The sequence below is a fragment of the Mesorhizobium sp. Mes31 genome, assembly GCF_024519675.1.
GTDB lineage: Bacteria > Pseudomonadota > Alphaproteobacteria > Rhizobiales > Rhizobiaceae > Mesorhizobium.
Window position 1 is genome coordinate 106,429 of record NZ_JALJRL010000014.1, and the last position, 26,965, is coordinate 133,393.

A 26,965-nucleotide genomic window follows, 5' to 3' on the forward strand; every position below is an offset into this window, starting at 1 on the left:
GAGCGATGCGCAATCGAGGTGGCCGAAGACCGATAACTGTGAAAATATTCACATACGCGGAACGGCTGCAAACCTAGGCCATGGGTAGCCGGCATCGCAATGACGTGGACAGCCGGGGGGCCTGAACGCGCATGATCAGGATAAAGTATTTCGACGCCATCCGCGCGGCAGAGAAAAGCCAGCGTCCGCTGTCTGAAATGCCGCCATTCGACTTGGGGCGTCTCCGCTCCAAGGGCGTTGCGTCGCGCATCGCCGGCTTTCTCTTCAATGATCCGCGCTGGGCGCTGGCGCTACTGCGCCGGTTCTGGCCCAATCTCGCCATAGGCAATTTCCTGCTCGTGACCAGGAATGCCGACGTTCGCGACATATTGGAGCGCGGCGATGAATTCGAGACGCCGTACGGGCCGGAGATGACCGAACTGGCGCGCGGATCGAATTTCATTCTCGGCATGCAAGATGGCGCCGACTATCGGCGCATGAAATCGTCGGTGCTGAGCGCTTTTCCACCGGCGGAAATCGAGGCCCTGGTCAGACCGATTGCCGCGCGGCATTCACAAGAAATCATGACGCGCGCCAGCCCCGGCTTCGACGCGATCGCGGACCTGATGAAGATCGTTCCGGTGCGCATCTGCCGCGATTATTTCGGCCTCGAGATCGACGACGAATCCGAGTTTGCCGACTGGGCCATAGCATTGAGCGCGCTGTTTTTTTCGGATCCGACGGCGAGCCCCGCCACGCGCCAGCTGGCGGTGGTGGCTGGCGACCGGCTGATCAAGGTCATCGACCGCTCCATCGACGCGAACCGGGAGAGGGGGGCCAAGGATGAGCAACCGCTGGCAAGGCTGGTCCGTCTGCTGGACCAGGATCGCCTGTCGCTGCCCGACATTCATTCGATCATGCTTGGCATGATCGCCGGCTTTGTTCCAACCAATGTGCTCGCCGGCAGCAACTGCCTCGACGTGATCCTGTCACGATCCGATGCGCGGCAAGCTGTCGACAAGGCCCTGGCCAACAACGACACGGGCAGGCTGGACAAGGCGATTTTGGAGGCCATGCGCTTCAAGCCGATCTGGGTTGGTCCCTGGCGCTACACCGCGCGCGACGCAACCATCGCCAGGGGAACGCGCCGCGAGCGTCTGGTGAAGGCCGGAACCGTCGTCATGCCGTCAACGCTGTCGGCGATGTTCGATCCCGAGGCGGTGCAAAGTCCCAACCGCTTCGACACGTCGCGCCCGCATCGCGACTACCTGGTCTTCGGCTACGGCATTCATCAGTGCATCGGCGCTGAAATCGCCAGGATCCAGATTGGCGAAAGTCTTCGCGCCCTGTTCCAGAAGCGCAATGTCCGCCGCGCGCCCGGCAGAGCCGGGAGGATGACGCAGGTCGGCGCTTACCCGGACAGCCTCAAGGTCGATTTCGATCGGCCCGCCCTTTGCAGCACGGTCACTCATTCGATGATAACGGTGGTCTGCCCGATCACCCGGGCCGCGTCGCTGGACGCCATCCGCGACAGGGTCGCCGGGCTCGGCAACCCGGCCAGCGACGAGGTTCGCGCCGCGCTCGATGCCGCCGGCACCATCCATTTCGCCAGCCTGGCTGTTGTTGCCACTGGCGAGGCCGACGATGCCTCCGGCGGTGAGGAAGGAGCGCTTGTTCTCGAAATCTCTGGCGACGGCAGCACCGAGGACGTCATCAACGCCGTTACGCATGCCATCGGACATAGGCTGCAGCCGATCTTCAAGGACGTGTGCGACCTGCGTGACGGCGATGCGCTGGACAATTTCCTGCGCAAGCACAATCTCGAGATATCACCGTCTTTCGGCAGCAACGCCGGACTGGTTTTTTCCGGCACGCCGGGCCATTCCGTGCAGCGCATCCTGGCAGAAGCCGAGCTTGCCGATGCGGTTCGGCCCGTGGCCGAGCAACCGCGCGCCACCAATGGCGGGGCGGCCGCCATCCTTGACGAAGCCCGCCGGCATGTCCGGTCCCTGGGAAAGTTCGGTTGGGCATTCGAGCCCGCCGAAAGCCTGCTCGAACGGCCACCCGGAAAATGGTGGCAAGCCATAACGACGACGCTGCTGGCGCCGGCCGTGCTGGCCACGGTCGCCGTACTGGTGCTCGCCTGCTGGCGGATGACCTATGTGCTGGTGTTCGGCAATCCGGCCGGCGTTACCTTTGGCACCATTGCCATAGCGGGCACGGCGCTTCTGCTGACCGTGCTTGGAATTCTGGCGCTGGCAGCGCTGATCCTCGGCCTGTGCTTTCTCGCCTTGCGGCGCATGGAAGACATTGATCGCCCGCACAGCACGCCCGTCGACCTTGGCGCCCTCGACAAGATCCTGGTCCATGAAGACCAGCCTGGACAAGCCCAGAACCATCTGACGGCGATCTCGACGATGAAGGTTGGAACATTGCGGAGGCTGGCGCTCAGGCTGTCGTTCTACCTGATCTCGATCTCGGCACAGAAGGTTTTCAAGCCGGGGTTCCTTGCCACCATCAACACCATCCACTTCGCCCGCTGGGTGCTGTTGCCCGGCACCAACAGGCTGATGTTCTTCTCCAACTATGGCGGCAGCTGGGAAAGCTATCTCGAGGATTTCATCGCCAAGGCCGCCGCCGGCCTGACCGGCGTATGGAGCAACACCGAGGGCTATCCGCGCACACGCTGGCTCTTCCTCGACGGCGCACGCGACGGCGACCGTTTCAAGCGCTGGGCGCGCCGGCAGCAGATACCGACCCTGTTCTGGTATTCGGCCTATCCTGGTCTCAACACCACGCGCATCCGGGCCAATTCCAGGATCAGGCGCGGGATCGCCACTGCAACGGGCAATGAGGCGCGCGACTGGTTGAGCCTGTTCGGATCGTTGCCGCGCCCGCAGGCCAGGAAGGCGGAGGCCGTCGGCCCCGCGGCGCCCGCACCGCTGCCCATCGAACAACTGGAAACCGGCGAGATCCAGTCCTTGTTCTTCGGCCCGTTCGGATCGCTGGGTCATGCCCATATGCTGGCGATCGCCGTGCCCGAAGGCCTTTCCAGGGCCAGGCGCAAGGCCTGGCTGGAATTTGTCGTCAAGCAGACCAGCTTCGGGGACGGCGTGCCGGCTGCGCGGGCGATGACCGTTGCGTTCGGTCCCGATGGCCTTCGCCGTCTCGGATTGGAAGGCGGCGTCGACGACAACCCGCTTGACACATTCCCCGTCGCCTTTCGCCATGGCATGGGCAATCCCGAGCGCAGCCGCATTCTGGACGATCTCGGCGAAAGCGTGCCCCAGAAGTGGCAATGGGGTTCGCCGCAGAAACCAGTTGATGTGGTGGTTGTTTGCTATGCCGAAAGTCCGGAGAAACTGAAGACCGAGATCGGTACCGCAAAGAGAAAGATGACGGCCGCGGGCATGAAGCTCGTCTCCGAACTGCCGCTGGCGGTAAAGCGCGACGGCAAGCGCGCGGTCGAGCATTTTGGCTTCGTCGACGGCGTCTCGCAGCCGATCGTCAAGGGAACCGCCCGCGCCAACATCGGTGCGCCACCCATGCACCTTGTCGCGCCCGGCGAGTTTCTGTTCGGCTATCGCGACGAGCATGGTTTCTATCCGGCGTCGCCCTCCGTCGACGCGTCGCTCGACCGCACCGGCATCCTGTCGCCGGTGCGCCGCAACCGGCAGATACCAGGTCTGCCGCCGCCGCCGCGCGACTTTGGCCGCAACGGCACCTTCCTCGTCGTGCGCCAGTTCGAGCAACACGTCGACACCTTCCACGACTATTGCAAGGCGGCCGCCATGCAGGCGGCCAGCGAAACCGACAACCCGGCGATTACCCCGCGCTGGGTCGCCGCCAAGATGCTCGGCCGCTGGCCTGACGGCACCTCGCTGGTGCGCAATCCCGACGGCCGCCCGGGTCGCAGTGCCGATAATGATTTTGCTTTTGGCGTCGAGGATCCTCAGGGGCATCGCTGCCCGCTTGGCTCCCATGTCCGGCGGTCGAATCCCCGCGATTCGCTGGGCGAGGACCGCGAAACGCAGATCAGGATCGGCAAGCGCCACCGGATCATCCGGGTGGGCCGCAGCTACCAGAAGCAAGACAAGAAGGGCGGCAAGGTCGAAAAAGGGCTGCTCTTTATGTGTCTCAACGCCGATATCGAGCGGCAGTATGAATTCATCCAGCAAACCTGGGTGTCGTCGACCTCATTCCAGGGGCTTGTAGCCGAAAAGGACCCGACGATCGGTTCGCGCGACAGCGCCGGCAGGTTCACCATACCATCCTGGGAAAAGGTCACGGTGCTGAAGGGCATCCCGCAATTCATCACCACCCGGGGAGGCGGATATTTCTTCATGCCGAGCCGGTCAGCACTGCGCTTTCTGATTTCGCGGCTCTGATTCGCCCCGGCGCCTCCGCGGTCAGTCGTCGTCCTGCGACTCGGCGATATGGCGAAGCGCGCCCGCGTCGGTTATGCGCAAGCCGCCGCGCTTGATGGCGATGATCTGCCGGTTGCGCCAGTCGTTGAGCGTCTTGTTGACCGACTCGCGCGTGGCGCCAAGGAACTCACCCAGTTCCGACTGCGAGATCGGTATCCAGCCTGCGCCGTCAGCCAGGATGCCGCCCAGAAAGACCAGTCGTTTTGCCAGCCTTGCTTCGATGCCGAAGAAGGCCTGATCCCCGAGTTCGCCGCTGACCCAGCGCAGCCGCGCACACAAGAGTTCGATCATGGCGCGCGCCAGAGATGGGTTTTTCTCAATTCGATCAAACAGTTGTGTTCGGCTGAGCGAAACCAGCTCGCATGCGGTAAGACAGATCGCCGTGGCCGTGCGTGGGCGTCCGTCAAGTGCCCCGATCTCCCCGACCAGACTGCGCGACAGCTCGATATTGGCCACCAGCTTCTGGCCGCCAGGCGAATAGAGCGAGATTTCCACCGTGCCCTTCATCACACCGTAGATGCGGTCGGCGGCATCTTCTTGAACGAACAAGTGCTGGCCGGCGGCGTAGCGTTCGAGTTTGCAACCAGCAAAAAGGAGATCGAACTGGCGCGGATCGATACGCGCCGGGCGCGGCAGATCATTTCTGTCGTTCGCGCTGGCGGTTGGCATGCGGCTTCCCGGTGTTGTTGTGACATGGACAACTGTAGGGCAACGGCGCGACCGATCAAAGCAAATGTGTCTTGAGGCGCAGCCCCACTTTGGGCCACACCCTGTCGAAACGTCGTTGCGAGGTTAACCACGTCGCCATCAGCATGGGATCCAAAGCGGGCGTCGAACGTTTCCTATTCATGGAAAATCACCAACACAGATTTTATTGTCACATGGAGACAGGCGGAACCTGGGCGGTCTGGGACCGCATTACCGATGCTCCGGCAAGCTTGGGAGGCCGCGACCTGCTTGGCTGCACATCCCAGCGAGCTGACGCAGCGGAAGGCGTGCTGACGCGAATCTATGACAACGGATTGGATGCGCTTGCCGTTCGCATATCAGGGATAGCGCATTCTCGACGCGACTAACGCAGGCTGGCCCACCGACGATGGCGCGGCGTGCGGTTGGCGCGGCCATTCCGCGATCGCACTATTTTCCCTTTTATTTAGAATCGGCTAATTTTAGAGGGCGGCGGGGCCCCAATCCCGCCGAAGGCCAGCGCGGGTTTCAGGCAACTTTCCATAAGTGCCGCGCTGGCCGCCAGCGGCGCTTCGCTTTCTTCGGACGTCATCCGCGAACGGACCGACATTTATCTGCGAGAAAGCCAGAGGCTCGGCGCACGTCAGGCGCGCCGGACCGTGGCGGGCTCAATTTTGTCCCGGTGGCAAGTTTTCAGAATTCGAGGGTTGCTCCCCGTGGATTCCCCAAGCCTTAAAGCCGTGGACCAACATATCGGGCGGCTTCCATCCACAATGCAAGCGCGATTGCGGGGGAACGTCCCTTCACTTCGAAATCGCGGCCCCGATAGCTTCCTGCCGCAATCCACACCGTCTTTGAACGCTGATAGATCGTGATGCCCTGGGCACTCGCCCAGTCACAAAGGTCTTCGCCCTTTCGATACATTATAGCGCCGGCCCAGTTCGGTGCCTCTCGAACTGGCAATGCCGCTTCACGGTCCGATAAAAACCACACGCCGCCGACACGCAAGCGATGCGCTCCTGGTCTTTCTTGGTTGCCACCATTTTCCCTGCCCCACCCAAAGGTCCCTCAAGGATGTAGCGCGAGGCTTCTCCCGCCTATGAAGAACTTCACATTGTCAGGCAGATCTTCGCTCCATGGCGATAGCCAGCCACAAGGAGATATTCGATGGCGGCTTCGTCGATGAGGGCGCGGCCATCGACGGGCTGGCAAGATCAATCCCGATCATCCCGAAGTCGCCCGCGCGCCCGCAAATTGTCCTTGCATCCTGACGGAAAGCACCTGGTAGAGCGCCGCGTGGCTACGCAAGGCCAACACCTCGTCAGATAGTTAACAAATCGTTGCAGGTGAACTCCAGGCGGTGACAGTCGGAGAACAAGAAAGTGACGAGCAGTCAGGTCGCCTTGATGACCGAACTCTCGGCAATTCATAATAGATAAGCCAATTTCTACTTCGCGGTAGAACGCGCTAGACCTCTGGTCATTGCGGTCGATGCAGACGACTGTTGCCGCCTGCCACATTGATCGGCAAATTTTAAGCCGTTATCTCAGATGTAGCTAATATTCGTTTTTCGAAGAGGAAGTAAATAAATTTTCGTCTAAAATTTGTTTCATCAATTATAAAACGGTCTGATAACCTCGGTTTCGAACAAGACTCGATCTTCCAAAAAAAATACACCACAAGCTTCTCAGGGCAAATTGTCGCCCAGTTATGGAGGCCAATCATGATCATTCGCATTCTTACCGCAATTTCTCTCGCCGCGTCTGTCGCTTCCTTCTCGACGGCCAGCTTTGCTGAGACTACGGTCAAGGTTAAGTCTGTCGAGGCAGGCAAGTCGGGCGGTGCTGGCGAAACCGGTGGCAAAGCCGGTGGTGCTGGCGAAACCGGCGGCAAGGCCGGCGGAGCCGGTGAGTCCGGCGGCAAAGCCGGCGGCGCTGGAGAAGGTGGCGGCAAGAGCGGCAAGGGCGGCTGATAGCCCCCTTGGTTTCTGCCAAGACAAGAAGCGCACCCCTGCTGGCCTGAATGCTGGCGGGGGTGCTTTCACAGCGTGCGGAAGTCCCGCCGCGCACGATCCAGGGCTGGCACCCTCAAGGGGCCTGGGGCCTGAGGGGGCGCGTAAAGGCTCCAGCCACCTATTCAGGATTGGGGTCGCAATCGATTTGCGATGCCGCTCCAATTCACTGACGAAGATCATTCCGGATCGGGATCCTGCAATTGAACCGCGGCGCCCGGAAGGGTCCAGCTGCTGCTCTCGACCCACGCACAGTGATTCAAATTGGAGATCCACATACGCTCGTGCGCGCGTCGAAATTCCAGCAGCGCTTGCAGTTCCGGCTTGCCCCGCTCGTAGCTGGATTCCGGACCGCCGAGCGTAAGTTTGCTGGCGGCTTGCGAGCACAGCTTCGCGTGCTGCAGTCCCAATTGAAGGAAGTTCACCCGCATGGACGCTTCCGGGTCCCCCTTCGCAGAGGAGGCCGCGCTGTCGAGCAGGGCTTCGGCCGGCGCGAAACTCTCCTCTGGATAGATCACATGCGCCGCTTTCGCCCAGCTTCGCCAACGGGAGGCCCCAAGGGCCTCGAACGTGTCATGCAGCCGTGCGCGCCCATTCGACGTATACGCCTCCCAGAAATGGAAATATTTCTTTACGTCGTCCGCAGCGGGTCCGAAGGCCGAATAATATTCCGACAAGATCGAGCTGGCGGATACATCTGGATGGGTCTGCAGGCGCATCAACAGATAGATATTCGGGCCTTGTGTCGCCCAATGACCTGTCAGGGAATCAAAATCGGTTCCGATCATTCCGCTGCTTGATGCTTTTTGAAACTCATCAGAGAACTGGTTTGTGAAGATATGTGGCATGCAATAGCCATCGAGAAAGTAGTTCGTCCTCATGAGAAGGCTTGCATCCGTCTTTGCCCATCCTTGCCACTGATCCTTGATCCAACCTTGCTCCTCATTACTTCTTGGATAAAACCAGGATGACGGGCAAAATCCGATTATGACATTCGAGCCCAGCTTTACGCCCGAGGTCGGCGCGGCGAAGTAGTTCATATAGGCGTAGCCCACGACGACCGCGTTCGAATTGTATTTCGCGGCGATCTGCTGGATCGCTTGCCATGAACGCGCGTAGCGGTCGGACACGAAAGGCTTGCCAGCGATCTTCGATTTCGACGGAATGAACTTTCGATAGTTCGACGGCTCAGGGCCATCCAGCGCCTTGCACACGTCGCATTCGCATTGGCCAGGGATGTCATTCTCAACCGCGTTCACGAAAAGTGGGAGGTGTTCCAGGGGCGCGCTTCCATGCTGGCGCCACTGTGAGACAATCTCTTCGCGCAAACCCGGATTGGAAATGCACATCGAGAAGCGCCCACCCGGCCTCGAAGGTCCCCTTTTGCCGTTGACCAACTGAAACCATTCGGGATGCTCAGCGCCATACTGTTGCCACCAGTCGACGAAGGCATGTCCGTAGTTCGCCGGAATTCGGCGGCCCATGCGGTTGCGGCGCAGAAATGCAGCCTGTGCGCTCATGTATTCTGCAGCCGCAGCGGCGGTGAAGCCCATTTCGGGATGATCCTTAGCCCTCAGGCCCGCGGCTGAGCGCACGTGACGCTGCACGAACCGAGGCGTTACGACACAATCTTGAGCAGGGACGACTACGGACTCCGCTCTTGGAACAAACGTTCCCAATTCGCCTGGCCACAGCCACCGAACCGCGAAGTAGCGATCGAGAAGCTCGTATACGCCGAAAAGTGTTCCCGCGGACGTGTTTTCATCGAGAGGGCTGCCGGTCGTGTCGTGCCCGGCGATACACAGGTGGCGGCCGATGGTCCGAATAGCGCATGATTCCGGCCCCAAGGCGTCGACATTGATTCCGGCCTTTCGGGCAAAATGGGTGTCGCCCAGAAAGATGTGGGCTTTGTCCAGGCTGGCCGAGCTTACCTTGCTCTCGGTCACTATCGCGGGTTGGAAGCCGGTCGCTTTCTGAATATGCCAGCCGAGTTCCGCGGCAGCATACCGCACGCAATCATTCGGCCTGTCCGACGTGACAAGTGTGAAGGCCGGTTTGCCTCTCGCCACCAAGGTCACGCCATCGCCTAGTTGATCGTGTGCGCCGGCCTGAAGATCGTGCGCGCCAGCCGGCCCGCAAACGCCTAACCAGTGTAACAGGCCTAGGAGGGTTCCCTGCGCAAACGTCCTTCGCGACAATGTTCGCATGCCAGGATCTTACCTGCACACGATCATACGGCAAGGTAACCACGTCTGTGTCGATATCCTTGGCGGCTCGCGCATCGGTGCCATCTCGCAAAAGAGACCCGCCGCACAGTCTGGCGCGGCGGGCGATCAAGCGTTGCGCATCAAGCGGGGGTGGGTGCCTGCTGCGTGCAGATCATGACGTGAACGGTACCGCGATTAGGCGACGTGATTCCAGATAGGCCTCTGGGCGTCCTCGCTAAACTTTCGGGTAGGGGCGAGGATATCCTTGCTTCAAGGCTTCGGCGCATCCTGGGTCGAGCGGGCGATTGGCTCGTGCCCAACGCCGGATCCGCGCGGCAAAGGTCCCAGATCCGCGTGGCGAAGGTTTTCGGCGGCTACGCGTCCCAAAATGGTGGTGAACGTCGGAGATCCTCGAGCAGTCAGGTCGATGTCGCTGTGACAATACGATGTGAGCAATCTCAACTGCGTGGTTCCATATTCACCTTGCTCCGTGTTTTCGCAGCGGGGGGTTGTCGCTGGCCGTTGCCGCAATAGCTGTTGTGGCTGGGGCCGAAGACAACGGTTCCAGTTATGGCCTCGCCCGAGGGAGGTCGAATGATGATGGGCCAATGGGTATGGGCAGCCTGAGGGGGGTAGGTGCGGCTCGGACCAGATGTCCGATCGAATTGACGACGCCCTGCGACGGAGCCCGAATGAATGCCTCGAAATTACGAAGAATGGCGGACGCTGGCTAACGCTCTTGGCGTTACCGTCTACCAGCGTTCAAAGACCGTTTGGATTGCGGCCGGACGCTACCGAGGCCGAGATATCGAAGTGAAAGGCCGGTCGCCAACAATTGCGCTGGCTTTGTGGAAGGAAGCAGCGCGTTACACCGGCTCGGGCAGGTAGTGCGGAACGGCGCGAACAATGCAGGGACGGTTGTCCCGCCCTGCGCGAAATCAAAAAATTCAAAAGCGGCTTGCCTTGGCCCTGCCCAGTGACGAGCCAGGCCACGAATGTCAGGCAAGCCTGGTACCGCTCGCGAACCCATTTTATTCGGGCGATTTCGAAGCAGCCAGACGGTCGGGCTCGGCAAACGGATGCCGGCGGGCGAGCATCCGCGCGCCGGCATCCGATAAGCCTCAGATTTTGTCGTTTAGCCAGCGCCTCCGGTCTTGCCGCCGGTTTCACCGCCGCCGCCGGTCTTGCCACCGGTCTCGCCAGCGCCGCCAGCCTTGCCGCCGGTCTCGCCAGCACCTCCGGCCTTGCCGCCGGTCTCGCCAGCGCCTCCAGCCTTGCCGCCGGTCTCGCCAGCGCCGCCGGTCTTGCCACCGGTCTCGCCAGCCCCTCCGGTCTCGCTTAGCGTAGCGGCCGTGCTAAGGGTAGCGCCGCCGCCGGTCTCGCCGCCAGCCTTGCCGCTGGTCTCGCCAGTGCCTCCGGCCTTGCCACCGGTCTCGCCGGCGCCGCCAGCCTTGCCGCCGGTCTCGCCGGCACCTCCGGCCTTGCCACCGGTCTCGCCAGCACCTCCAGCCTTGCCGCCGGTCTCACCGGACGAACTGACTTTGACACTGGACTCCGCGCCGGCATGAGAAATCCCGACCGTTCCCAGAGCAAAGAATGCCCCCACCAGCAACTTCGCCATAGATGTAATTTTAGTGGTCATATCATCTCCTGATATCCGAGCCCCCCGCATAATTACTAATAGGATTCTCCCGTGAAGGTTATTCAAAACCTTGATCGAATTGGACACATTTAATGACAGTATGATACAAGGTTATTTTTGCCATCGTGCCGATTTAAGTGAGTAATTAAAAGACATTATTTATCATATGTTTCTGGTAATTGTGTAGCAGTCGGCGGAGGTGACGACTTCGACCCTTTCAAAAGGCCAAATATATATGGAGTATCTGATGATTCTTCACGTATAAGGCGTGGTTGGGTCAGCAAATTCCAAGAAAACGCCGAGCAAGCGCAGCACGACGCGCTTGTCCCCCGGCCGACGGTGTACCTTGACCGTCACGGTCGCTTACCACTTTTGGGTGGATTCGATACCACCAAGGGCAATTGACAGAAGTGGCACCCAGGGATGCCATTGGAGGCTCCAAGCGCGGGGGGATCAGGAGCATATGCTCCCGATTTGATGTTGGATAATTCGGCAAACGAGTGATCCAAAACCTGCTCCGCATTTGCCACGGACGACAATCGTCAGTCGAGAGCGGATTATGGACCCTGAACCCGTCGATCATTTGGAATTGACCGTCAAGATCGTTTCGGCCTTTGTCAGCAGGAACCAGGCCTCCCGTTCTGATTTGGTGGATCTGGTCCAGAATGTCGGCCGCACGTTGCAGGCCCTCTCGGCAGGCGCGGAAAAACCCAAACCGAAACTCGTTCCCGCCGTGCCGATCAGCAAGTCGGTGACCCCCGATTTCATCATCAGCCTGGAGGATGGACGCAGGATGAAATCATTGAAGCGGTACCTGGCTTCGATGGGAATGACCCCGGCGGATTATCGCAGGAAATGGGGTTTGCCGCCGGACTACCCATTGGTCGCGCCGAATTTCACCGAATTGCGTTCGCAAGCGGCCAAGAGGATCAGGCTTGGACAACGGCATGCCAGTGATCAGACTTCCGCAACCTGACCCAATGGGCTGCCGCCTCAGGCCTCGACGGCTATGATAGCTTCGGTCGTGTCATTGCAAACTGTCTTGCGCGGATTACAAATTCGATCCGCTGCCCGATGCAATGCCGGCAAACAGCTGGATCGGGGGTGGCTGAAGTGTGGAGATGGCCGCCCACTGCCTCGTAAGCCTGTTGCTGTTTCCTCCCGATCGGCACCGCCATGATTGAAGACTGCAAGGATTTTCCGCAAGGCGTCCGGCTGAAGACGGATTTGTGCATAGTCGGAGCGGGCGCGGCCGGTCTTGCGCTGGCCTCGCAGTTGGCGGGAACGCGGCATCGCGTCTGCGTCATTGAAAGCGGCGGCCTCAACTATGAGCATCGGCGTCAACGACTGTCGCGGGGTCAGTCTGTAGGCAGGCCCTATGAGGCGCTGGACCTTTGCCGAATCCGCCAGTTTGGCGGCAGTACCGGCAAGGCCGGCTGGGGCGGATGGTGCAAGATGCTCGATAGCGTCGATTTCGAACATCGGCATTGGATCCCGATGAGCGGGTGGCCTGTCGATCGCCAGTCGCTGCTTCCTCACTATGAATCGGCCGCCGACTTGCTGGGGATCAAGAACCTGCTGGCTGACGAGCCGGCCTCTGGGGCTCTACGCACGAATGGACCGCTTTTTTCCGAACGCTGCTTTCTCAGCCCCGTCCCGGATCTCGGGGCAACGCTGCGTACAAGATTACGCACGGCAAGGAACGTGCAGGTTATCCTGCACGCCACAGCCCTTCGGCTCGACACCGACGACTCTGGGAGGCGGGTTCGCTCCATCGAGGTAGCCAGCGCACCGAACAATCGATTCCAGATAGAAGCGCGTTTCTTCGTGCTGGCCTGCGGCGGGATCGAAAACGCACGCCTGCTCCTGGTTTCCAACCGACAGACGCCGAATGGGATCGGCAACCAGCATGACCTGGTTGGCCGCTATTTCATGGAGCATCCGCGAGTAAGGTGGGGGAGTCTCCAAGTCAGCCAACCTGACAAAACCGTTGCCCTTCACGTACCCTCGGTCGGGACTCGCATGGCTGATTTGCCGGGGCCGGCGGGCGGCGGCATCAACGATGCATTCGGGCTTGTTCTGCGCCCAGAGATCCGCGCAAGCGAAGGCCTTCTCGGCTCCCGGACGTGGATCAAGCCGGGGCCTTGCGTCAACGATATGGATGGCTCCGAGGCCCTGCAGTATCTTGCCTTCTGGTTGCGCAAGGGTCGCCTGCATCGCGACCTTATCAAGAGTGGCCGTACGATCTTTCGCCATCCCGCGGGATCAATCTCGTCAGGCATCGAACGCATCTGGCACTCGCGCCACCGCGCAAGGCATTTTCACTTCGACACCATCCTCGAACAAGAGCCGGACCCGGAAAGCCGGGTTACCCTGGATACAAAGCGCGACGAATTCAATCTCCCGCGCGTGAAGCTGGAATGGAAGGTGGGACCTCTCGTCCGGCGCACACTTGAGCGGATGCAGACCATCATCACGGAAGAGATGCGGCTGCTGGGCCACAGAAGCGACGTCCAGGCCGGCACCGACCAAACCCCGACTGGGGAAGACGTCTCATACCGCTGGGTCAGGCACCACATGGGTACGACGAGGATGAGCAACGATCCGCGAACGGGTGTGGTCGACAGCAAATGCCAGGTGCACGGCCTCGCGAACCTCTTCATCGCCGGCAGCTCGGTCTTTCCAACCGGGGGAAACGATATGCCCACCCTGACCATTGTGGCACTCGCCATTAAATTGGGCCAGAACCTCCAACAATGCCTTGAGTAAAGATCAAATCCAGGTTGACGGAGCGCCCAATTGACCTGTGGCGACCGTTGTCCGGAGATCGGACTGCGAGCATTTCCGAAGTAACCACTTCGTTCCACAATGGTACATTTGCAGCTTTGCTTGAGCCCTTTGGAGATAGCGGCGAACGTTGCAGCTTTGAAAGTGGCAATGCGTCAAAATATCGGTTTGCAGTATGGGGCATAGACTGCATCCGGCGTAGCCGGCTATCCATCCTGTTGGTGGCTACGCCTTTCGGTGGGGCCGACTCGACGCTTCGACACCTGTCCGCTTCGGTACAGAGCTTCACAAATACGCGATTATATTCACGCTGTGCGTTTTGTCACACCGCGCTCCCAATCCACAAGTTATTACTAATGCATTAAGAAGGTAGGTTCCTAATGGATTAAGGAGGTGGGTTCTCGAAGTTGAATTCTACGTTGGGGTGAATTCTACGTCGCAGTGAAAATTCGGGTTGGGGGTAAGCCATGACAATTCTGTCGAACAACGATCAGCCGATCACTACCGATCTGGCTCTCTATTCTGCTGTTGCCAATACCAATCATATAGGATCCGCTCCCGCACGGGAGGGGATGGAGATCGCGATCATCGATGATCGGCCGCTGATGTGCGACTGCTTCGCCAGAAGCCTCGAGCTCATCGAGCCATCGTTTCGCATCCAACGCTATCCGACCGTCGAAGCGTTCGACGCCGCGAGTCCGGAGGAGACCGATCGGGTTTCGACGGTCTTGCTGTGCGTCATGTGGTCGAACTCTCACGCGGACTATCATCTTGCGCGGATTGCCCATCTCAAGGCAACCAGACCGTCTCTGGGAATCGTGATGCTGTCGGATATCGAGAACTTTGACGATATCGTCAAAGCGGTAGAAAGCGGCACGCGCGGCTACATCCCCACGAGCGTCAGCTTGCAGGTTGCGGCAAAGGCGATCCAGCTTGTCGCGGCGGGCGGGACCTTCATTCCGCCCAGTGTTCTCTTCAGTTCGGGCCAGGCAATCAAGGACAGCCAGCCAGCCAAGCAGCCGCAGGGCGACAACGTCTTTACGTCACGCCAGATGTCGGTGATCGAAGCGTTGCGTCGAGGCAAGGCAAACAAGGTTATCGCGTACGAACTCAACATGTGCGAAAGCACAGTCAAGGTGCACATCCGCAACGTGATGAAAAAGCTGCGCGCCAGAAATCGCACCGAGGTAGCCTATATCCTTAACACGACGCCATATGATGGTGTTACCATGCGAAATTGAGGCATGGGCAGCCGCGTCGGTCAAACGGTGATGTTTTCTTACACGCGGCAACCATGCTGTATGGCATTGTCAGGCCCTCAACTTTGAGGGCCTGCAGGGGGTTTAGACATTTTGCGAGGGGCGAGGAAAGGTGAAACAGCCGCCTGAGCGACATTCCGTTCCGCGGACTGAGAGGGAGGCTGCTCCCGCGGCTGATCGGAACACGTTACAAAGCCTGGATTTGAGCGGTATCGAACATTTCCACGCAGTTCGTCCATCCACCCTGGCCGAGATGAACCGCCGCTGTCATTGGTTCCATCTCGATGACGGTGATGTCTTGATCCCGGCAGGCGAAAAAGTCGATCGGGTTTTCTTTCTTCTGGATGGCGAACTCCGCTTCCCTGTTTACACCCGCACGGGCAAGATCGTGTGGCTCCCATCGGCGCACCAGGGATCGCTCGTGAACGGAGCAGCTCTGAGCGGCGAACTTCCGCTGGTGCCTTATTCGATTGAAGCAGCGGGACCATGCACGATCGCTTCCATCGGAAGTCGGACCTTCCTGGATATAATCAAGAACGATCCCGAGGCGCTTCAAGCCCTCGTCCAGATGTTGGTCGAGCGCCAGCACCTGATTGTCGAGCACATCGTTGAACTCTCGACACTCAGCGTGCGATCGCGCGTTCATAGCGAATTGCTGCGCTTGTGCGCTGAAAATATCGAAGCGGGCGGTTCGGCTGTCATTTCTCCCATTCCCACGCACACGGATTTGGCCAATCGCATCGGCACGCATCGTGAGGCCGTGGCCCGCGAGCTCAGCTACCTGCAGAGTGTCGGAATAGTCCTGCGGCGCGCAAAGGAGCTTCTTGTGCCCGATGTGTCCCGCCTGACGGACTTGCTGGCAAGGTCCGACGATTAATCGGCCATATGGTGGTTTCAAACCGGTGCTGCGGCGGCGCTCTTATCCCCGCAGCCAGGCGGATCGTTTTGTGTTCAAGGCCAGCCACAGCCGCGCGGCACTGGGTTGCGACGTCGAGCGATAAATCTTCTGATGATAGACGAACTCATAGGGCCACAGTTCGAGGGTGCGGTTCGCGAAATGCGTGAGGATCCAGGTGATCGCGCCTGTCACGACAATGAAGGCGCCCATCGAGACTGCGACGTTGGCGGTGAAGAGATGAGCGTGCGAGAAGGCCGCGCGGGTTAAGAAATACGTGTAGGGATGCACCAGATAAAGGCTGTAGCTGACCGTCCCGAAGTAGCGAAGCAGCCGGTTGCCGAGCAACAGCGCCGTCAAGCTGTTCCGCGATACCGCGAGGCAGAAGTAAAGCGCCGTCGCCGCAACCAGCAAGGGCACCTCGGCATTCTGGAAATCGGACCAATGATAGTCGTAGTGGCCGCGGGTCGACAGAAAGACGCAGGCTGCGAAGGCCGCACTCTCGGCAAGGCGGTGATGACCGCGACTTACCCATTCGTATCGGTCGTGGGCGAGGCGGATCAGGCCCCCCGCGACAAAATACAGGGCGATCGGATACCTGGCGATAAAGAGCGCGGCAAGGAGGGTTAGGACGGCCAGGCCAAGCTTGCTAGGGCGACGAACAGCCACGAACACGAACGCTGCCATAAACACGTAGAACCAGACTTCGAAAGTCAGGCTCCATGCATTCGGAGTCAGCTGTTCGGTGCGGGCGAGAAGGTTCAGGAATGTCAATCCAGCCAGAACCGACGTGAGATTGTTGGTTTCAGGATAAAGGTTCGTTGCGGCGTTCATCACGATGAAAAGCACGCTGAACGCGAAAAACAGCGGGTAGAGGCGCATGAAGCGTCGGGCGGCAAACTCAGTTGGACTGTAGCGAATGGCGCTCGGCAGGATGACGAAGCCGCTGATGACGAAGAAAAGACAAACCCCGAAAGTGCCGAAATTCCAGAACGGCGTGATGCCGTCGACATAGCCCGCATTGGAGGCGTAGACGTGCTCTGCCGTGCCACCCAGGAGATGCGCGAAGAACACCATGAGCGACGCGATGCCGCGCAGCCCATGCGCGGCTATATTGAACGAATTGTCGCCAATTGGCTTCACGGATGGCTTCGCTGACGCTTCAGCGGTCAAATGCTGGGTATCCGATAGTCTCGCAGGGCTGGAATGGGTGGCAGCCATCTTGAGCTTTCAAACCTGACCTTGGCAGATCGTTTCACCCTACAGCAGTCCACGTCTTGCAATCCTTGGGGAAATAGGCGGATACCCCCAGCCAAAAGTGGGGGGCAGCCAGGATCACTTGACCGGAATGGTTATACCTGGGCGGGCTGCGGGAGCCGTCGACGGAAGATCCGGTCGAGACACGGATCAAGATCGTCCGGCGTGGTGATCGCGGCATATGCCAGATGGCGGTCGTCGGGAACTGTCCCGGGGATGGGATGCGCTGCCGGCGCCGGATGTGGACGGTGCCCAACCGCAGCTTGGGCGTTGCAAAATCCTTCAGCGGATCGTCGGTCACGCAAACGAGGCGCACGCTCCGCGGCTCTGCCCAGCTTTCGATCATTTGAAAAGCAGGCGGATGCGGCTTGCCGAACCCGAATCCCAAGCGGCCCGTGCAGACAGTAAGTCAAATGCTGTCGAGAATGCGGCTCCTGCCGGCGTCAGGAATGGCCAGTCGCCCTTCGCCCGCTAGTCCGATTTAAGGCACGGACTACCCCTTTATTGCGGGCGGGTATCAGCATGTAGGCGCGCTATACAAGACCAGTATGCCAAGTTACCAAGATCATAGGCCCAGGCTCGCTGCTGATGTGATGTTGGACTCTCGGAAACTCCCGGGGTCGGCATCGCAACATGCAACCCTGGCGGCCCCAGCCTACCGAGCCGACATTGATGGTTTACGCGCCATCGCTGTCGTTTCGGTTGTGCTGTTCCACGCCGGTTTCACCGTGTTCAGCGGCGGATATGTCGGCGTCGATATCTTCTTTGTCATCTCCGGCTACCTGATAACCCAATTGATCGCCAGGGACTTGCGAGCAGGCGAGTTCTCCGTCTGGCATTTCTACGAGCGGCGGATACGCCGCATTTTTCCGGCGTTGTTCGCCATGCTGGCGGTCTGCACGTTGGCATGCGCCTTCATCTTCCTGCCCGATGATTTCAGGCGCTTCGGTCGCAATTCCGTCTCCACGGCGCTCTTCTCGTCCAACATCGGGTTTTGGCTGAAGACGGGTTATTTTGACGGGGAAACTTACGACCAGCCACTCATCCACACCTGGTCACTGGCGGTGGAGGAGCAGTTCTACATCCTGTTTCCTTTGTTTTTGACATCCATCTGGTGGCTGGGAGTTCGCAATGTTCGCATCCTCCTGGCGAGCGCGGCAGGAATTTCGTTCCTCGCGACTGTCATGGTGATGCGGTACGACGCTACTGCCGCCTTTTACCTCACTCCGTTCAGGGCGTGGGAGTTGCTGCTGGGCAGCCTCCTGGCGCTTGGAACCTTCCCACGTCTCGCCAGGCCCTGGCAGTGCGAGGTGGCGACAGGGGCCGGATTGCTGCTGATCCTTGTTGCCGTGCTGGGTTATTCCGATGTGACTTCATTCCCCGGCGTCGCGGCACTCCTTCCATGCGTCGGCGCTGCCCTTGTCATTCACGGAGGAAGTGCTGCGAATGGCTCGGTCACACGCCTGATTTCAACAAGGCCGTTCGTCGGCGTGGGTCTGATAAGCTACTCCCTGTATCTTTGGCATTGGCCGCTGATTGTTCTGGTTGGTTATCTGGCAATCGATCAGCTCAGTTCGCTTCAGTCTGCCGCCCTGGTGGCTGCCTCATTCACGCTGGCGTTCATGTCTTGGCGATACATCGAGCGCCCGTTGCGGGCACCGTCGCGGATAGCCCGCCCAGTGCCCGTCCTGGCTGGAGGCGCTTTGGCCATCGTCGCCGTGGCCATGACCGGTTCAGTCATCTATCTGGACAATGGCTGGCCAACCCGCTTCTCCAAGGATGTGAATGTGTTGTCCAGCTATGCTTTGTCCGCCAACCCCGAGGCGGATGAATGCGCAAACGTGTCTCTTCAGCTCGCTGCCAATTCCCCCTGTACTATAGGCGCCACTGCCAATGCCCGGATCTTTCTATGGGGAGATTCTCATGCGGGGGCGATGTTCGGTGCAATGTCGGAGCTGGCCACGCATGGCGCAAGCACGGTCTACGGCGCGACCCCGCGCTGTCCCCCCCTCCTGGGCGTCGGAACGGACCGAAATTGCATCCGGGGCAACGATTTGCGGCTTAGATACGCACTCGGCCACCCCGAGCTGAAGACCGTCATAATCGCTGCCAGATGGTCGCTTTATCTCGAGGGCCGCGCGATCGAACTTGGACCAGCGGAACGAAACGGCAATCTTCCGCAGTTGCAGGACCGGGATGGCGTTCAATTCGACCGGTTCTCCATCGAGGCGCGTCACGCGTTCGAAACATCGCTCAGGAGAACCGTGGGTCGGCTCCTGCAAGCCGGGAAAAAGGTGGTCATCGTCTACCCCGTCCCGGAGGTGGGTTATGACGTGCCCTCCACGGCTGCCCGGCTCGTAGCGCAGGGTCATGCCCTGCGGGGCCATGCCCTGTCCAGCTTCAGCATACCGGAGAGCCTCTATCGGGAACGACAGCAGATTGCGTTTGGTATTTTGGACAGGCTGGGCCGACATGTCGGCCTCGTTCGCGTATATCCGACGCAAGTACTCTGTCCGCAGGACCGCTGTGTTGCCATAATGGATGGGAAACCGCTGTACTTTGACAGCCACCACCTCAGCATTCCGGGTTCCAGGACACTCGTGCCATTGTTTGCAAGAGCTTTGCGACGAGGCGCCTGACGCCTCGACGGGCACCAGAGCAGCTCACCGTTTCACGGAAACGGCAAACCGCTCCAACTCCTTGTTTTGACGCAATTCCCCAGGGAAAGCGCTGTGCGCTTTTCCCGGGAAAACCGTTTCACACTTTTCCTGGAATTGTTCTAGCGGAGGTGTCGGCGGCCCTGAGCGTCAACGATGGTATTGTCTCCGACGTTGGCGCTGATGTGCGCGCCGTTGTGGATCAGGCAGTCGGCACCGATCTGGACGCCCAGCAGCACGGTTGCGCCCATTCCCACGACAGTCCTCGCTCCGACGCTCACGCCGCCGGCGAGGATGGCGCCCGGGGTCAGGTGCGCATTGTCCTGCACGATGCTGTCGTGGCAGACGATACTTCCCTGGTTGACGATGACGTTGTTGCCGATCGTACAGCGCGGACCGATGCTGGCGCCGGCCAGAATATGACAGCCATGTCCAATCCTGGTTGCCTTGGAGACGATCGCGGAAGGATGGATCACAGGCGGCAGAACGAAGCCCATGGCCAGCGCGCGTTCGAACATCGCCCGCCTGACCTCGCTTGACTGCGCACCCCCGATGCCGATGAAGGCGTAGCGCGTGCCCTCGGCGAGCAAACGCTCCAGGCACTCTTCCGTACCGATCACGGAAATGCCGCCGCAGACGTGCTGCCCAACGGGCAGAGCCTGATCGGTGCAGCCGAGGATGTCGTATCCGGATCCATCGAGAGCATCGATCAAGCAGGCGGCGTGGCCGCCGCCACCGATGATGACGGCTCGCCGCAGGGACGCGGAAGGAATGACGGGCTGGAATTCGTCCGGTCCCGCCACCATGGCCCCGGATCGGCGGCTGGCTGCCGCGCGCACCTCGGCTTCGCCGATGCGGCCGTTGGAGGGACTGACATCCGCAAGGTCGATCCCGAGCTCGGACGCGGCCTTGCGGGCCTTGGCCGTTATCGCGATCTCGTTGACGCCGGCAGTGGCCGTGCTGGCCATTGCGGATGCGGCGTTCGCATTTTCGTTGACGATTTCGCACAGCACCGCGCCGACAGTGACGAAGTCACCGACCTTGCTGTCGAGCCGGCCGATAATCCCCGCCTCCGGAGCATAAACCTCAACCGCGGCCTTCGTGGTCTCGAGGACGAAGAGAATAGCCCCTTCCTCGACCCTCTCACCCTGCGCGACCCTGATTTCGATCAGCTGAAGATTGTCCTCGTTGGCGTTAACCCGCGGGGCTTCGACAAGCACACTCATGAACGCTTAGCCTCTCGTGAACAGATCGATGCAGGCCGCCTGGATGGCGTTCACACCCGGCAGCAGATCGTCCTCCCATTCGCGGCTGGAGGGAATCGGATGATCCGGTCCGGCCAATGCGCTGAAGTGCTTGACCCGGCCGATCAGGGCTCGGGCACATTCGGATGCGAAGCCCCAGCCGGGAGAGCCTTCCTCCACGGCGATAACCCGGCTGCAATTGCCCACCTGGCTCAGGATATCCTCGCCAGGAAATGGCGACAGCTGTTCAACGGCCACCACGGCGGTCGCGATTTCCTCCTCTTCAGCGAGCTTGTTTGCGGCCGCAACCGCGTGCTCGACGCAACCCCCATAGGTCAGGATCACGATGTCTGCATCCGGCGGAGATGGAAGCGCGGCCGCGCCGAGCACGGGCCTCGAATACATGACCTTGTTTTCGATGATCAGGTGAGGGGATCGGGAAGCGAAGGCCCGATGCAACAGCGCACCCGGATCCGCATACTCATGCGTGGCAAGCACTGTAAGGCCGGGCACGCCGCAAAAATGCTTTTCCAGACTTTGCGAGTGCGTCGGCCCGTAGCCGCGCCGTCCACCCATGGGTGCGCGGATAATGATGGGGACCTCAACCTGATCGTTATACATCCAGCGGAACTTGGCAGCGTGATTGATGATCTGGTCGGCGGCTAGGGCGATGAAATCTCCGAACATCAGCTCGACGATCGCAGGCCTGCCTTTGAGGGCCAGTCCAGCCGCCATGCCGACAATGCTACCCTCGCTGATCGGCGTGGTCCAGACCCGATCCTGATAGGCCGAGGAAAGTCCCTTGGTGACTTTGAATGCGCCGCCATAGGGATCGATAATGTCCTCGCCCAGGATCACCAGGCGCAGGTTGGCTTCCATGAGATCGTGAAGCGCGCGATTGATCGATTCGACGACACGCATGGGTCAGCCTCGCGCCATGGCGGCCGCGGCGGCGGATTCGACCGCGCGGTCGACGACAGATCGACAAAAGGCGTCGATCTCCTCGAAGTTCGCGACGCGCCGGCGCATCGGGGGGATCGGATCCCTGGCTCGAGCTTGCTCGAGACGCAAGGCTGGCCGAGTGTCGTCTCCCTTGCTGTGGGGGCCAATCCGTTCGGTTCGCAAGTAGAGCCAGCAGGGGCGGGATTCGGCGCGGACATAGCTTACCGCCTCTTGGGCAAGCTCGCATATCTCGACTGGATCGTTGCCATCATAGGCGAACGTGCGGATACCGAACGGTTCGGCCCTGGCGACGATCGAACCGGAGACGGTCAGATTTTTTGGGGTCGTCTGGGCGATTTCGTTGTCCTCGATCACAAAAAGGACAGGGGCGCCGAAAATGGCAGCGAGGTTCAAGCTCTCGTAGACGGCTCCCTCACCCATCGTGCCATCGCCCAGGAAGACCACAGCGACAGCGCCCTCGTCCTTTCGCGCCAGCGCGCTGCCAACCGCTACGGGTGCTATGCCCCCCTGGATGCCATTTGAGTGGAAGTTGCGGAAACACAGATGCTGACTGCCGCCGCGTCCCCCGCAAATGCCGGTCACTCGTCCCATGATCTCGGCGATCAGGCCTTCGACTTCGCCCGAATAGGCAATGAAATGACCATGGCAGCGGTGGTTGCTCCAAATAATGTCACGATCCCGGTCGAGGGCGTTCACCACCCCCACCGCGTTGGCTTCCTGTCCAATGGACGTGTGCGTCGTGCCGAAAAGGAGCCCCTGGGAAAAAAGATCGAGCAAGCGCTCCTCGACGAGCCGGATGAGCATCATCTGCTGATAAAGCCGGACCTCCATCGGCAATTCGAACCCGAGCAGCGTATGGCCTGCCTTGGGAAGGGCAAGGTTCTGCAATGCCGAAGACGTCACGATTCTCAGCTCTCCAAGGGAAGACGCTGGAACGTCTCTATCTTTCCTGATCGCATGCTCGTTCATCATGCCGCCTCGAGCTGGCGAGCGGCCGCCACCAGGATGGATCGCGTCGTCGATGCCGCCGCCGTCGTCTCCTCGGTCGTCCAGGACGGATCGACCAGGAAGGCTATGCTTGTTTCCCCGAGCTGCCGCGCGACCGGAAGACGTTCGGGAGGTGCCACGCCGGCATCCGCGAAGGCATGCTCCAGATAAATCTCGGAGCAGCTTCCCGAGAAGCATGGAACGCCTGCCGCATTGATGGCCGCGATCAGCTCGTCACGCGACCATCCCGAGGAGAGCATCTCCGGCTTGATATAGAAATAGCATCGATACCAGGCATGCCGGTGCGCCGGATCGAGCCGGGGCGCGCGCAGCATCGGCAAATCAGCAAGCGTCCTTAGCCAGATGTCGGCATTTTGCTCGCGCTGACGAACCCAGTCGGGCAGGCGTTCGAGCTGCCGCAAGCCGAGCACGGCCTGGATCGATGTCATGCGCCAGTTGGTGCCGATGCTGTCATGCAGCCAGCGAAACCCGGTCGCCCGATGTGGGGCAAAGACCAGATTGTAGTTCTTGCCATGGTCCTTGAGACTCCAGGCGGCGAGCCACAATTTCCTGTCGTCCATCGCGACAAGTCCACCCTCACCGCCGGTCGTGATGATCTTGTCCTGGCAGAACGAAAACGCCGCTATGTCACCGAAGGAGCCGATTGGTCGTCCGTTGTATTCGGCTCCATGCGCTTGGGCGCAATCCTCGATGACCTTGATGCCGCTGCGCTTTGCAAGTGCCATGATCGGCGCCATGTCGCATGGCCACCCGGCGATATGCACGACAATGACAGCCTTTGTTCGCGCCGTTATCTTCGGCGCGATCGTTTCGGCGGAAAGGTTGCCCGAGATCGGATCGACATCCGCGAAAACAGGCGTAGCGCCGGCAAACATGACGCAAGCGGCGGAGGCGACGAAACTGCGGGGCGTCACGATGACCTCGTCGCCGGGGCCGATGTGGAGAATTTTCATGGCAAGATCCAGCGCGAGCGAGCCATTGGCCAGCGCCACTGCATGACGTCGGCCGAGGCTGCGCGCATAGGCTCGTTCGAAGGTCTTCACATGGTCGCCTGTCCAGGCGTTCACCCGGCCCGATCGCAGAACCTCGACCACATCGGCTATCTGCTCTTCGTCGTAGATTGGCCAGCGTTTCATCTCGGAACACTCCAGCTAGAACTTAGATGACATTTCTCAGAAGGACGAAGGCCTCGGCCGCCCTCAAATGGACGGCGGTGCCCCTGACAATCGCCAGCGCCCGCAAGGTTTCGATCGAGCGCTCGTGCGGGAAGGCCTTTATCTGCGAGGCGAACATCGACGCGGCCTCGAGTTTGCGGGCGAGCGTCGCTTCGATGTCCATGAAGACGTTCGGCACGAAACTCGGCGTCACATAGGGTGCATTCCAGTTCGTCTCGGACACCGTCTCGTAGGCCATGATCGTCCGCGGGTATTGGGCTTGCACGGGACGAGCCGCTACCAGTGACGACAGGAAGATCAACTGGTGGTCCATGTGCACATCGCCGACGAAGGGGATAAGCAGCGTGTCCGGCATGACCTCCCGCAACAGGGTCTGCAGTGCCGTGTTGAGGGTCGTGTGCGGCGTCTCGGCGATCTGGGCTGCCGGCAGGTCGAGCCAGTGCGTCTGGCGTACGCCCAAACAGGCATGGGCCGCCTTCGCCTCACAGCGAACCCGTTGCGTCATCTCCTCGGTGAAGGCCGGTGGGCAGCCTCGCGTAACCACGGCAACATGGACTTCGCCGCCTTCTGCAGCCACCCGGGCTATCGTGCCACCACACCCCAGGACCTCATCGTCCGGATGCGGCGCGATCACCAGAACTCGACCGAGGGCAGGGCTCATGACCGAACCGTCCCGGCGGGCATCGCCTTCACAGCGTGGTCGACATGGCGGCGGTCGACGCGTTCGCCAAACAGTGCGACCTGCACGGTCAGAACCAGTATGCGCAGGTCGAGCCACAGGCTGCGGTTGCGCACATACCAGAGGTCAAGCGCCAGCTTCTCGCTGTTGGTGAGACGGGTGTTGCCGTTCACCTGTGCCCATCCGGACAAGCCGGGACGGACCGTGCCACGAATACGCCCCAGCTCGCCGAACTCGGCGATGGTGGCCGGGAGCAACGGGCGGGGCCCTATGAAGGCCATGTCGCCCCTGGCAATCGAGAGAAGTTGCGGCAGCTCGTCGATGCGCATGGAGCGCATCAGCCGCGTGGCTGGAGTCTCACGCAAGGCGTCGGGGAGCAGCGCGCCATCCGCATCTCGCCCCTCATGCATCGTGCGAAACTTGCAGATCATGAAGGGGCGAGCTCCCAGCCCGCTGCGGGACTGGCGGAAAAACAGTGGACGGCCCAAGCTCGCCCAGACAATCGCGGCAGCCACGATCCATAGCGGCAGGCTGAGAACCAAAAGCACCACCGAAGCGATCCGGCTGGGCATTGCCCGGCCGAGCGGCGCTCGCGCAGCCCAGTCGGCGGAACGGGCCATCGGGTTGCTCAGGCCGATCATTGCGTCGGTCCGACCTGGACCGTGGAGGGGGCAGCCGCCGCGGTGGCGTCCAGACGGTTTGCCATGTCCAGGGCACCGTCCAGGCGGTTTATTGACACCAGGATCGTGTCTCCGGCCGCAACCGGGTCGTCGAGGGTCACGACCTTCGTGGCGGTCTGGCCATTTACCTTGCGGCGGATCTGGTACGTGAACGCGATGGTGTTGTTGGTTCGTGTCTGCTCCGCGGCCAGTGAGCTCAACAGCAGGATCTGCTCCTCCGTCGACTCGCGAACCGCGATCAGACGTTCGATTTCAGAGTTGTGGGCTTGAAGATCCGTCAGCGCCGTGTGCGTCCAGATCTGGGTGGCATCGTCCAGGTCACGCTGCAACTGGCTCAACTCTCGGCGCACCGTCGAAGCCTGATTGTAGATTTCAAGCAGATGCGACTGCTGCGTGGTCGCCTCGCGCTCGGCGTTCGAGAGGTCTGTAATTGTGACGAGACCCTTTTTGTTGAGGGCCCTGATGCGATCGAGATCGGCTTGCGCCGAAGCGATCACCGTCTTCTGGATATCGGAAAGCTGTTGAATGTTGGTGAGGGCGACGTTCACTTCGTCGATCCCCGCCGAGAGCTGCTTGCGGCGTGTGCTCAGCGCGTGTTGATCCGTTTCAAGGATGCGCTGCTCCGTGGGAAGCAGCGTTGCGATCAGACTGGCATTGATGAGGCCTTTGATCTTGGCCGGCAGATCCAGTTCCGAGATCTTGTCGCTGTTTGCCAATTGAGCCTTGATGCGCGCCGCGGCGATCGCTTCCTTGGCGATCTGCACCACGCTTTCATCGAGGGTTCCGCGCAGCCGGGCGCGCGTCACCACGCGGTCCTCGGCAGTGGCTCCGCCTGTCGATTGGCCGCCGGCAAGCGCCACCGCCTGCTCGACATTCAGTGCTGGCTGGTAAGGAAACGAGCCCGGCGCCTTGACATCCCCAAGGACGAAAATCGGCCGGAAGCTCACCACCGCCAAAGAGATACGGGGATCGTTGAAGAACTGACGGTCGATGAAGGTTTTGCGAATCTGGCCGAGGGCTTCCGGCACTGTCAGGCCGGCGACCTCGAAACTGCCGATCAGCGGAATAATGACGGCGCCATCACTGGCCACTGTCAGCTGTTCGGCAGGAAGCGAATCGTCAATGAAATCAAACGACACTACGTCGCCGACCGAAAGCTTGTAGTCATCGCCGGTGGCGGCCCAGGCAGCAATCTGGGAACCCGCAAGGATCGCCGCAATCGCGAAAACCGCAATCCCTGCGTGCCTCAACGCCTTCGCGACGAATGTGCTGGTCCAGGCGCCTATCGGCCGCCCGCTCCACCCGGCATTGCAATAAAACCCCATAGCAGCCCGCCACACAAATTTCCTGTGAAAGACCCTAGCGACACCTGCGCGAGCACAATGAGTCATACCTTTGGTGGAGCGGT

The 26,965-nt window shown here is 60.5% G+C and carries 19 protein-coding genes; 8 read left to right on the forward strand and 11 right to left on the reverse strand.

The genetic code is table 11. The features are described 5' to 3' along the window. Positions 1–131 precede the first annotated feature (131 nt). Positions 132–4,367, forward strand: coding sequence for a cytochrome P450 (locus NR193_RS22955; protein ID WP_256753035.1), 4,236 nt, complete (start codon positions 132–134; stop codon positions 4,365–4,367). Between the two features lie 21 nt (positions 4,368–4,388). Here the strand turns inward: NR193_RS22955 and NR193_RS22960 are convergent, their stop codons facing one another. Further along, positions 4,389–5,075: a Crp/Fnr family transcriptional regulator gene (locus tag NR193_RS22960; RefSeq protein ID WP_256753036.1), complete on the reverse strand. Its 687-nt coding sequence runs from the start codon at positions 5,073–5,075 to the stop codon at positions 4,389–4,391. Between the two features lie 1,154 nt (positions 5,076–6,229). Between NR193_RS22960 and NR193_RS22965 the strand changes: the two genes are divergently transcribed. Together NR193_RS22965 and NR193_RS22970 are read left to right on the forward strand one after the other, a co-directional pair. Next, the gene (locus tag NR193_RS22965; RefSeq protein ID WP_256753037.1) at positions 6,230–6,364 is read left to right on the forward strand and encodes a hypothetical protein; all 135 of its coding nucleotides are present in this window, start codon (positions 6,230–6,232) and stop codon (positions 6,362–6,364) included. 452 nt (positions 6,365–6,816) lie between these two features. Continuing rightward, entirely contained in the window at positions 6,817–7,065 is a 249-nt protein-coding gene (locus NR193_RS22970) for a hypothetical protein (RefSeq protein ID WP_256753038.1), read from the forward strand. 218 nt (positions 7,066–7,283) lie between these two features. On the opposite strand, the gene NR193_RS22975 is transcribed toward NR193_RS22970, so the two are convergent. Continuing rightward, entirely contained in the window at positions 7,284–9,182 is a 1,899-nt protein-coding gene (locus tag NR193_RS22975; RefSeq protein ID WP_256753039.1) for a DUF4838 domain-containing protein, read from the reverse strand. A 1,264-nt stretch (positions 9,183–10,446) separates the two neighbouring features. Further along, positions 10,447–10,953 carry a hypothetical protein gene (locus tag NR193_RS22980; RefSeq protein WP_256753040.1) on the reverse strand — a complete coding sequence of 169 codons (507 nt, stop codon included), beginning with the start codon at positions 10,951–10,953 and terminating at the stop codon, positions 10,447–10,449. A gap of 559 nt (positions 10,954–11,512) precedes the next feature. Between NR193_RS22980 and NR193_RS22985 the strand changes: the two genes are divergently transcribed. The 4 genes from NR193_RS22985 (at position 11,513) to NR193_RS23000 (ending at position 15,876) form a co-directional block, all read left to right on the forward strand. Next, positions 11,513–11,929 carry a MucR family transcriptional regulator gene (locus NR193_RS22985; protein ID WP_256753041.1) on the forward strand — a complete coding sequence of 139 codons (417 nt, stop codon included), beginning with the start codon at positions 11,513–11,515 and terminating at the stop codon, positions 11,927–11,929. A 200-nt stretch (positions 11,930–12,129) separates the two neighbouring features. Next, positions 12,130–13,722: an FAD-dependent oxidoreductase gene (locus NR193_RS22990; RefSeq protein ID WP_256753042.1), complete on the forward strand. Its 1,593-nt coding sequence runs from the start codon at positions 12,130–12,132 to the stop codon at positions 13,720–13,722. A gap of 485 nt (positions 13,723–14,207) precedes the next feature. Then, positions 14,208–14,981 carry a response regulator transcription factor gene (locus tag NR193_RS22995; protein WP_256753043.1) on the forward strand — a complete coding sequence of 258 codons (774 nt, stop codon included), beginning with the start codon at positions 14,208–14,210 and terminating at the stop codon, positions 14,979–14,981. 220 nt (positions 14,982–15,201) lie between these two features. Beyond that, the gene (locus NR193_RS23000; RefSeq protein ID WP_256753044.1) at positions 15,202–15,876 is read left to right on the forward strand and encodes a Crp/Fnr family transcriptional regulator; all 675 of its coding nucleotides are present in this window, start codon (positions 15,202–15,204) and stop codon (positions 15,874–15,876) included. A gap of 42 nt (positions 15,877–15,918) precedes the next feature. On the opposite strand, the gene NR193_RS23005 is transcribed toward NR193_RS23000, so the two are convergent. Continuing rightward, on the reverse strand, positions 15,919–17,067 hold the full coding sequence (locus NR193_RS23005) for an acyltransferase (protein WP_256753045.1): 1,149 nt from the start codon (positions 17,065–17,067) through the stop codon (positions 15,919–15,921). 632 nt (positions 17,068–17,699) lie between these two features. On the opposite strand from NR193_RS23005, the gene NR193_RS23010 reads away from it, so the two are divergent. Beyond that, the gene (locus tag NR193_RS23010; protein ID WP_256753046.1) at positions 17,700–19,790 is read left to right on the forward strand and encodes an acyltransferase family protein; all 2,091 of its coding nucleotides are present in this window, start codon (positions 17,700–17,702) and stop codon (positions 19,788–19,790) included. A gap of 140 nt (positions 19,791–19,930) precedes the next feature. On the opposite strand, the gene NR193_RS23015 is transcribed toward NR193_RS23010, so the two are convergent. Genes NR193_RS23015 through NR193_RS23045 form a run of 7 tightly spaced genes read right to left on the reverse strand, consistent with a single transcriptional unit; the run spans position 19,931 to position 26,882 of the window. Next, entirely contained in the window at positions 19,931–21,028 is a 1,098-nt protein-coding gene (locus NR193_RS23015; RefSeq protein ID WP_256753047.1) for a NeuD/PglB/VioB family sugar acetyltransferase, read from the reverse strand. A gap of 12 nt (positions 21,029–21,040) precedes the next feature. Beyond that, positions 21,041–21,973: an alpha-ketoacid dehydrogenase subunit beta gene (locus NR193_RS23020; protein ID WP_256753048.1), complete on the reverse strand. Its 933-nt coding sequence runs from the start codon at positions 21,971–21,973 to the stop codon at positions 21,041–21,043. A gap of 3 nt (positions 21,974–21,976) precedes the next feature. Further along, a complete protein-coding gene (locus tag NR193_RS23025) occupies positions 21,977–22,987 on the reverse strand; it encodes a thiamine pyrophosphate-dependent dehydrogenase E1 component subunit alpha (protein WP_256753049.1) in 1,011 nt (336 codons plus the stop codon). Continuing rightward, positions 22,984–24,159: a DegT/DnrJ/EryC1/StrS aminotransferase family protein gene (locus NR193_RS23030; protein WP_256753050.1), complete on the reverse strand. Its 1,176-nt coding sequence runs from the start codon at positions 24,157–24,159 to the stop codon at positions 22,984–22,986. The genes NR193_RS23025 and NR193_RS23030 overlap by 4 nt, the downstream gene beginning before the upstream one ends. A 22-nt stretch (positions 24,160–24,181) precedes the next feature. After that, positions 24,182–24,859: a PIG-L deacetylase family protein gene (locus NR193_RS23035; protein ID WP_256753051.1), complete on the reverse strand. Its 678-nt coding sequence runs from the start codon at positions 24,857–24,859 to the stop codon at positions 24,182–24,184. After that, complete coding sequence (locus tag NR193_RS23040; protein ID WP_256753052.1) at positions 24,856–25,518, reverse strand: sugar transferase; 663 nt, start codon at positions 25,516–25,518, stop codon at positions 24,856–24,858. The genes NR193_RS23035 and NR193_RS23040 overlap by 4 nt, the downstream gene beginning before the upstream one ends. Then, positions 25,515–26,882: a polysaccharide biosynthesis/export family protein gene (locus NR193_RS23045; protein ID WP_256753053.1), complete on the reverse strand. Its 1,368-nt coding sequence runs from the start codon at positions 26,880–26,882 to the stop codon at positions 25,515–25,517. Before NR193_RS23045 ends, NR193_RS23040 begins: the two co-directional genes overlap by 4 nt. Positions 26,883–26,965 lie beyond the last annotated feature (83 nt).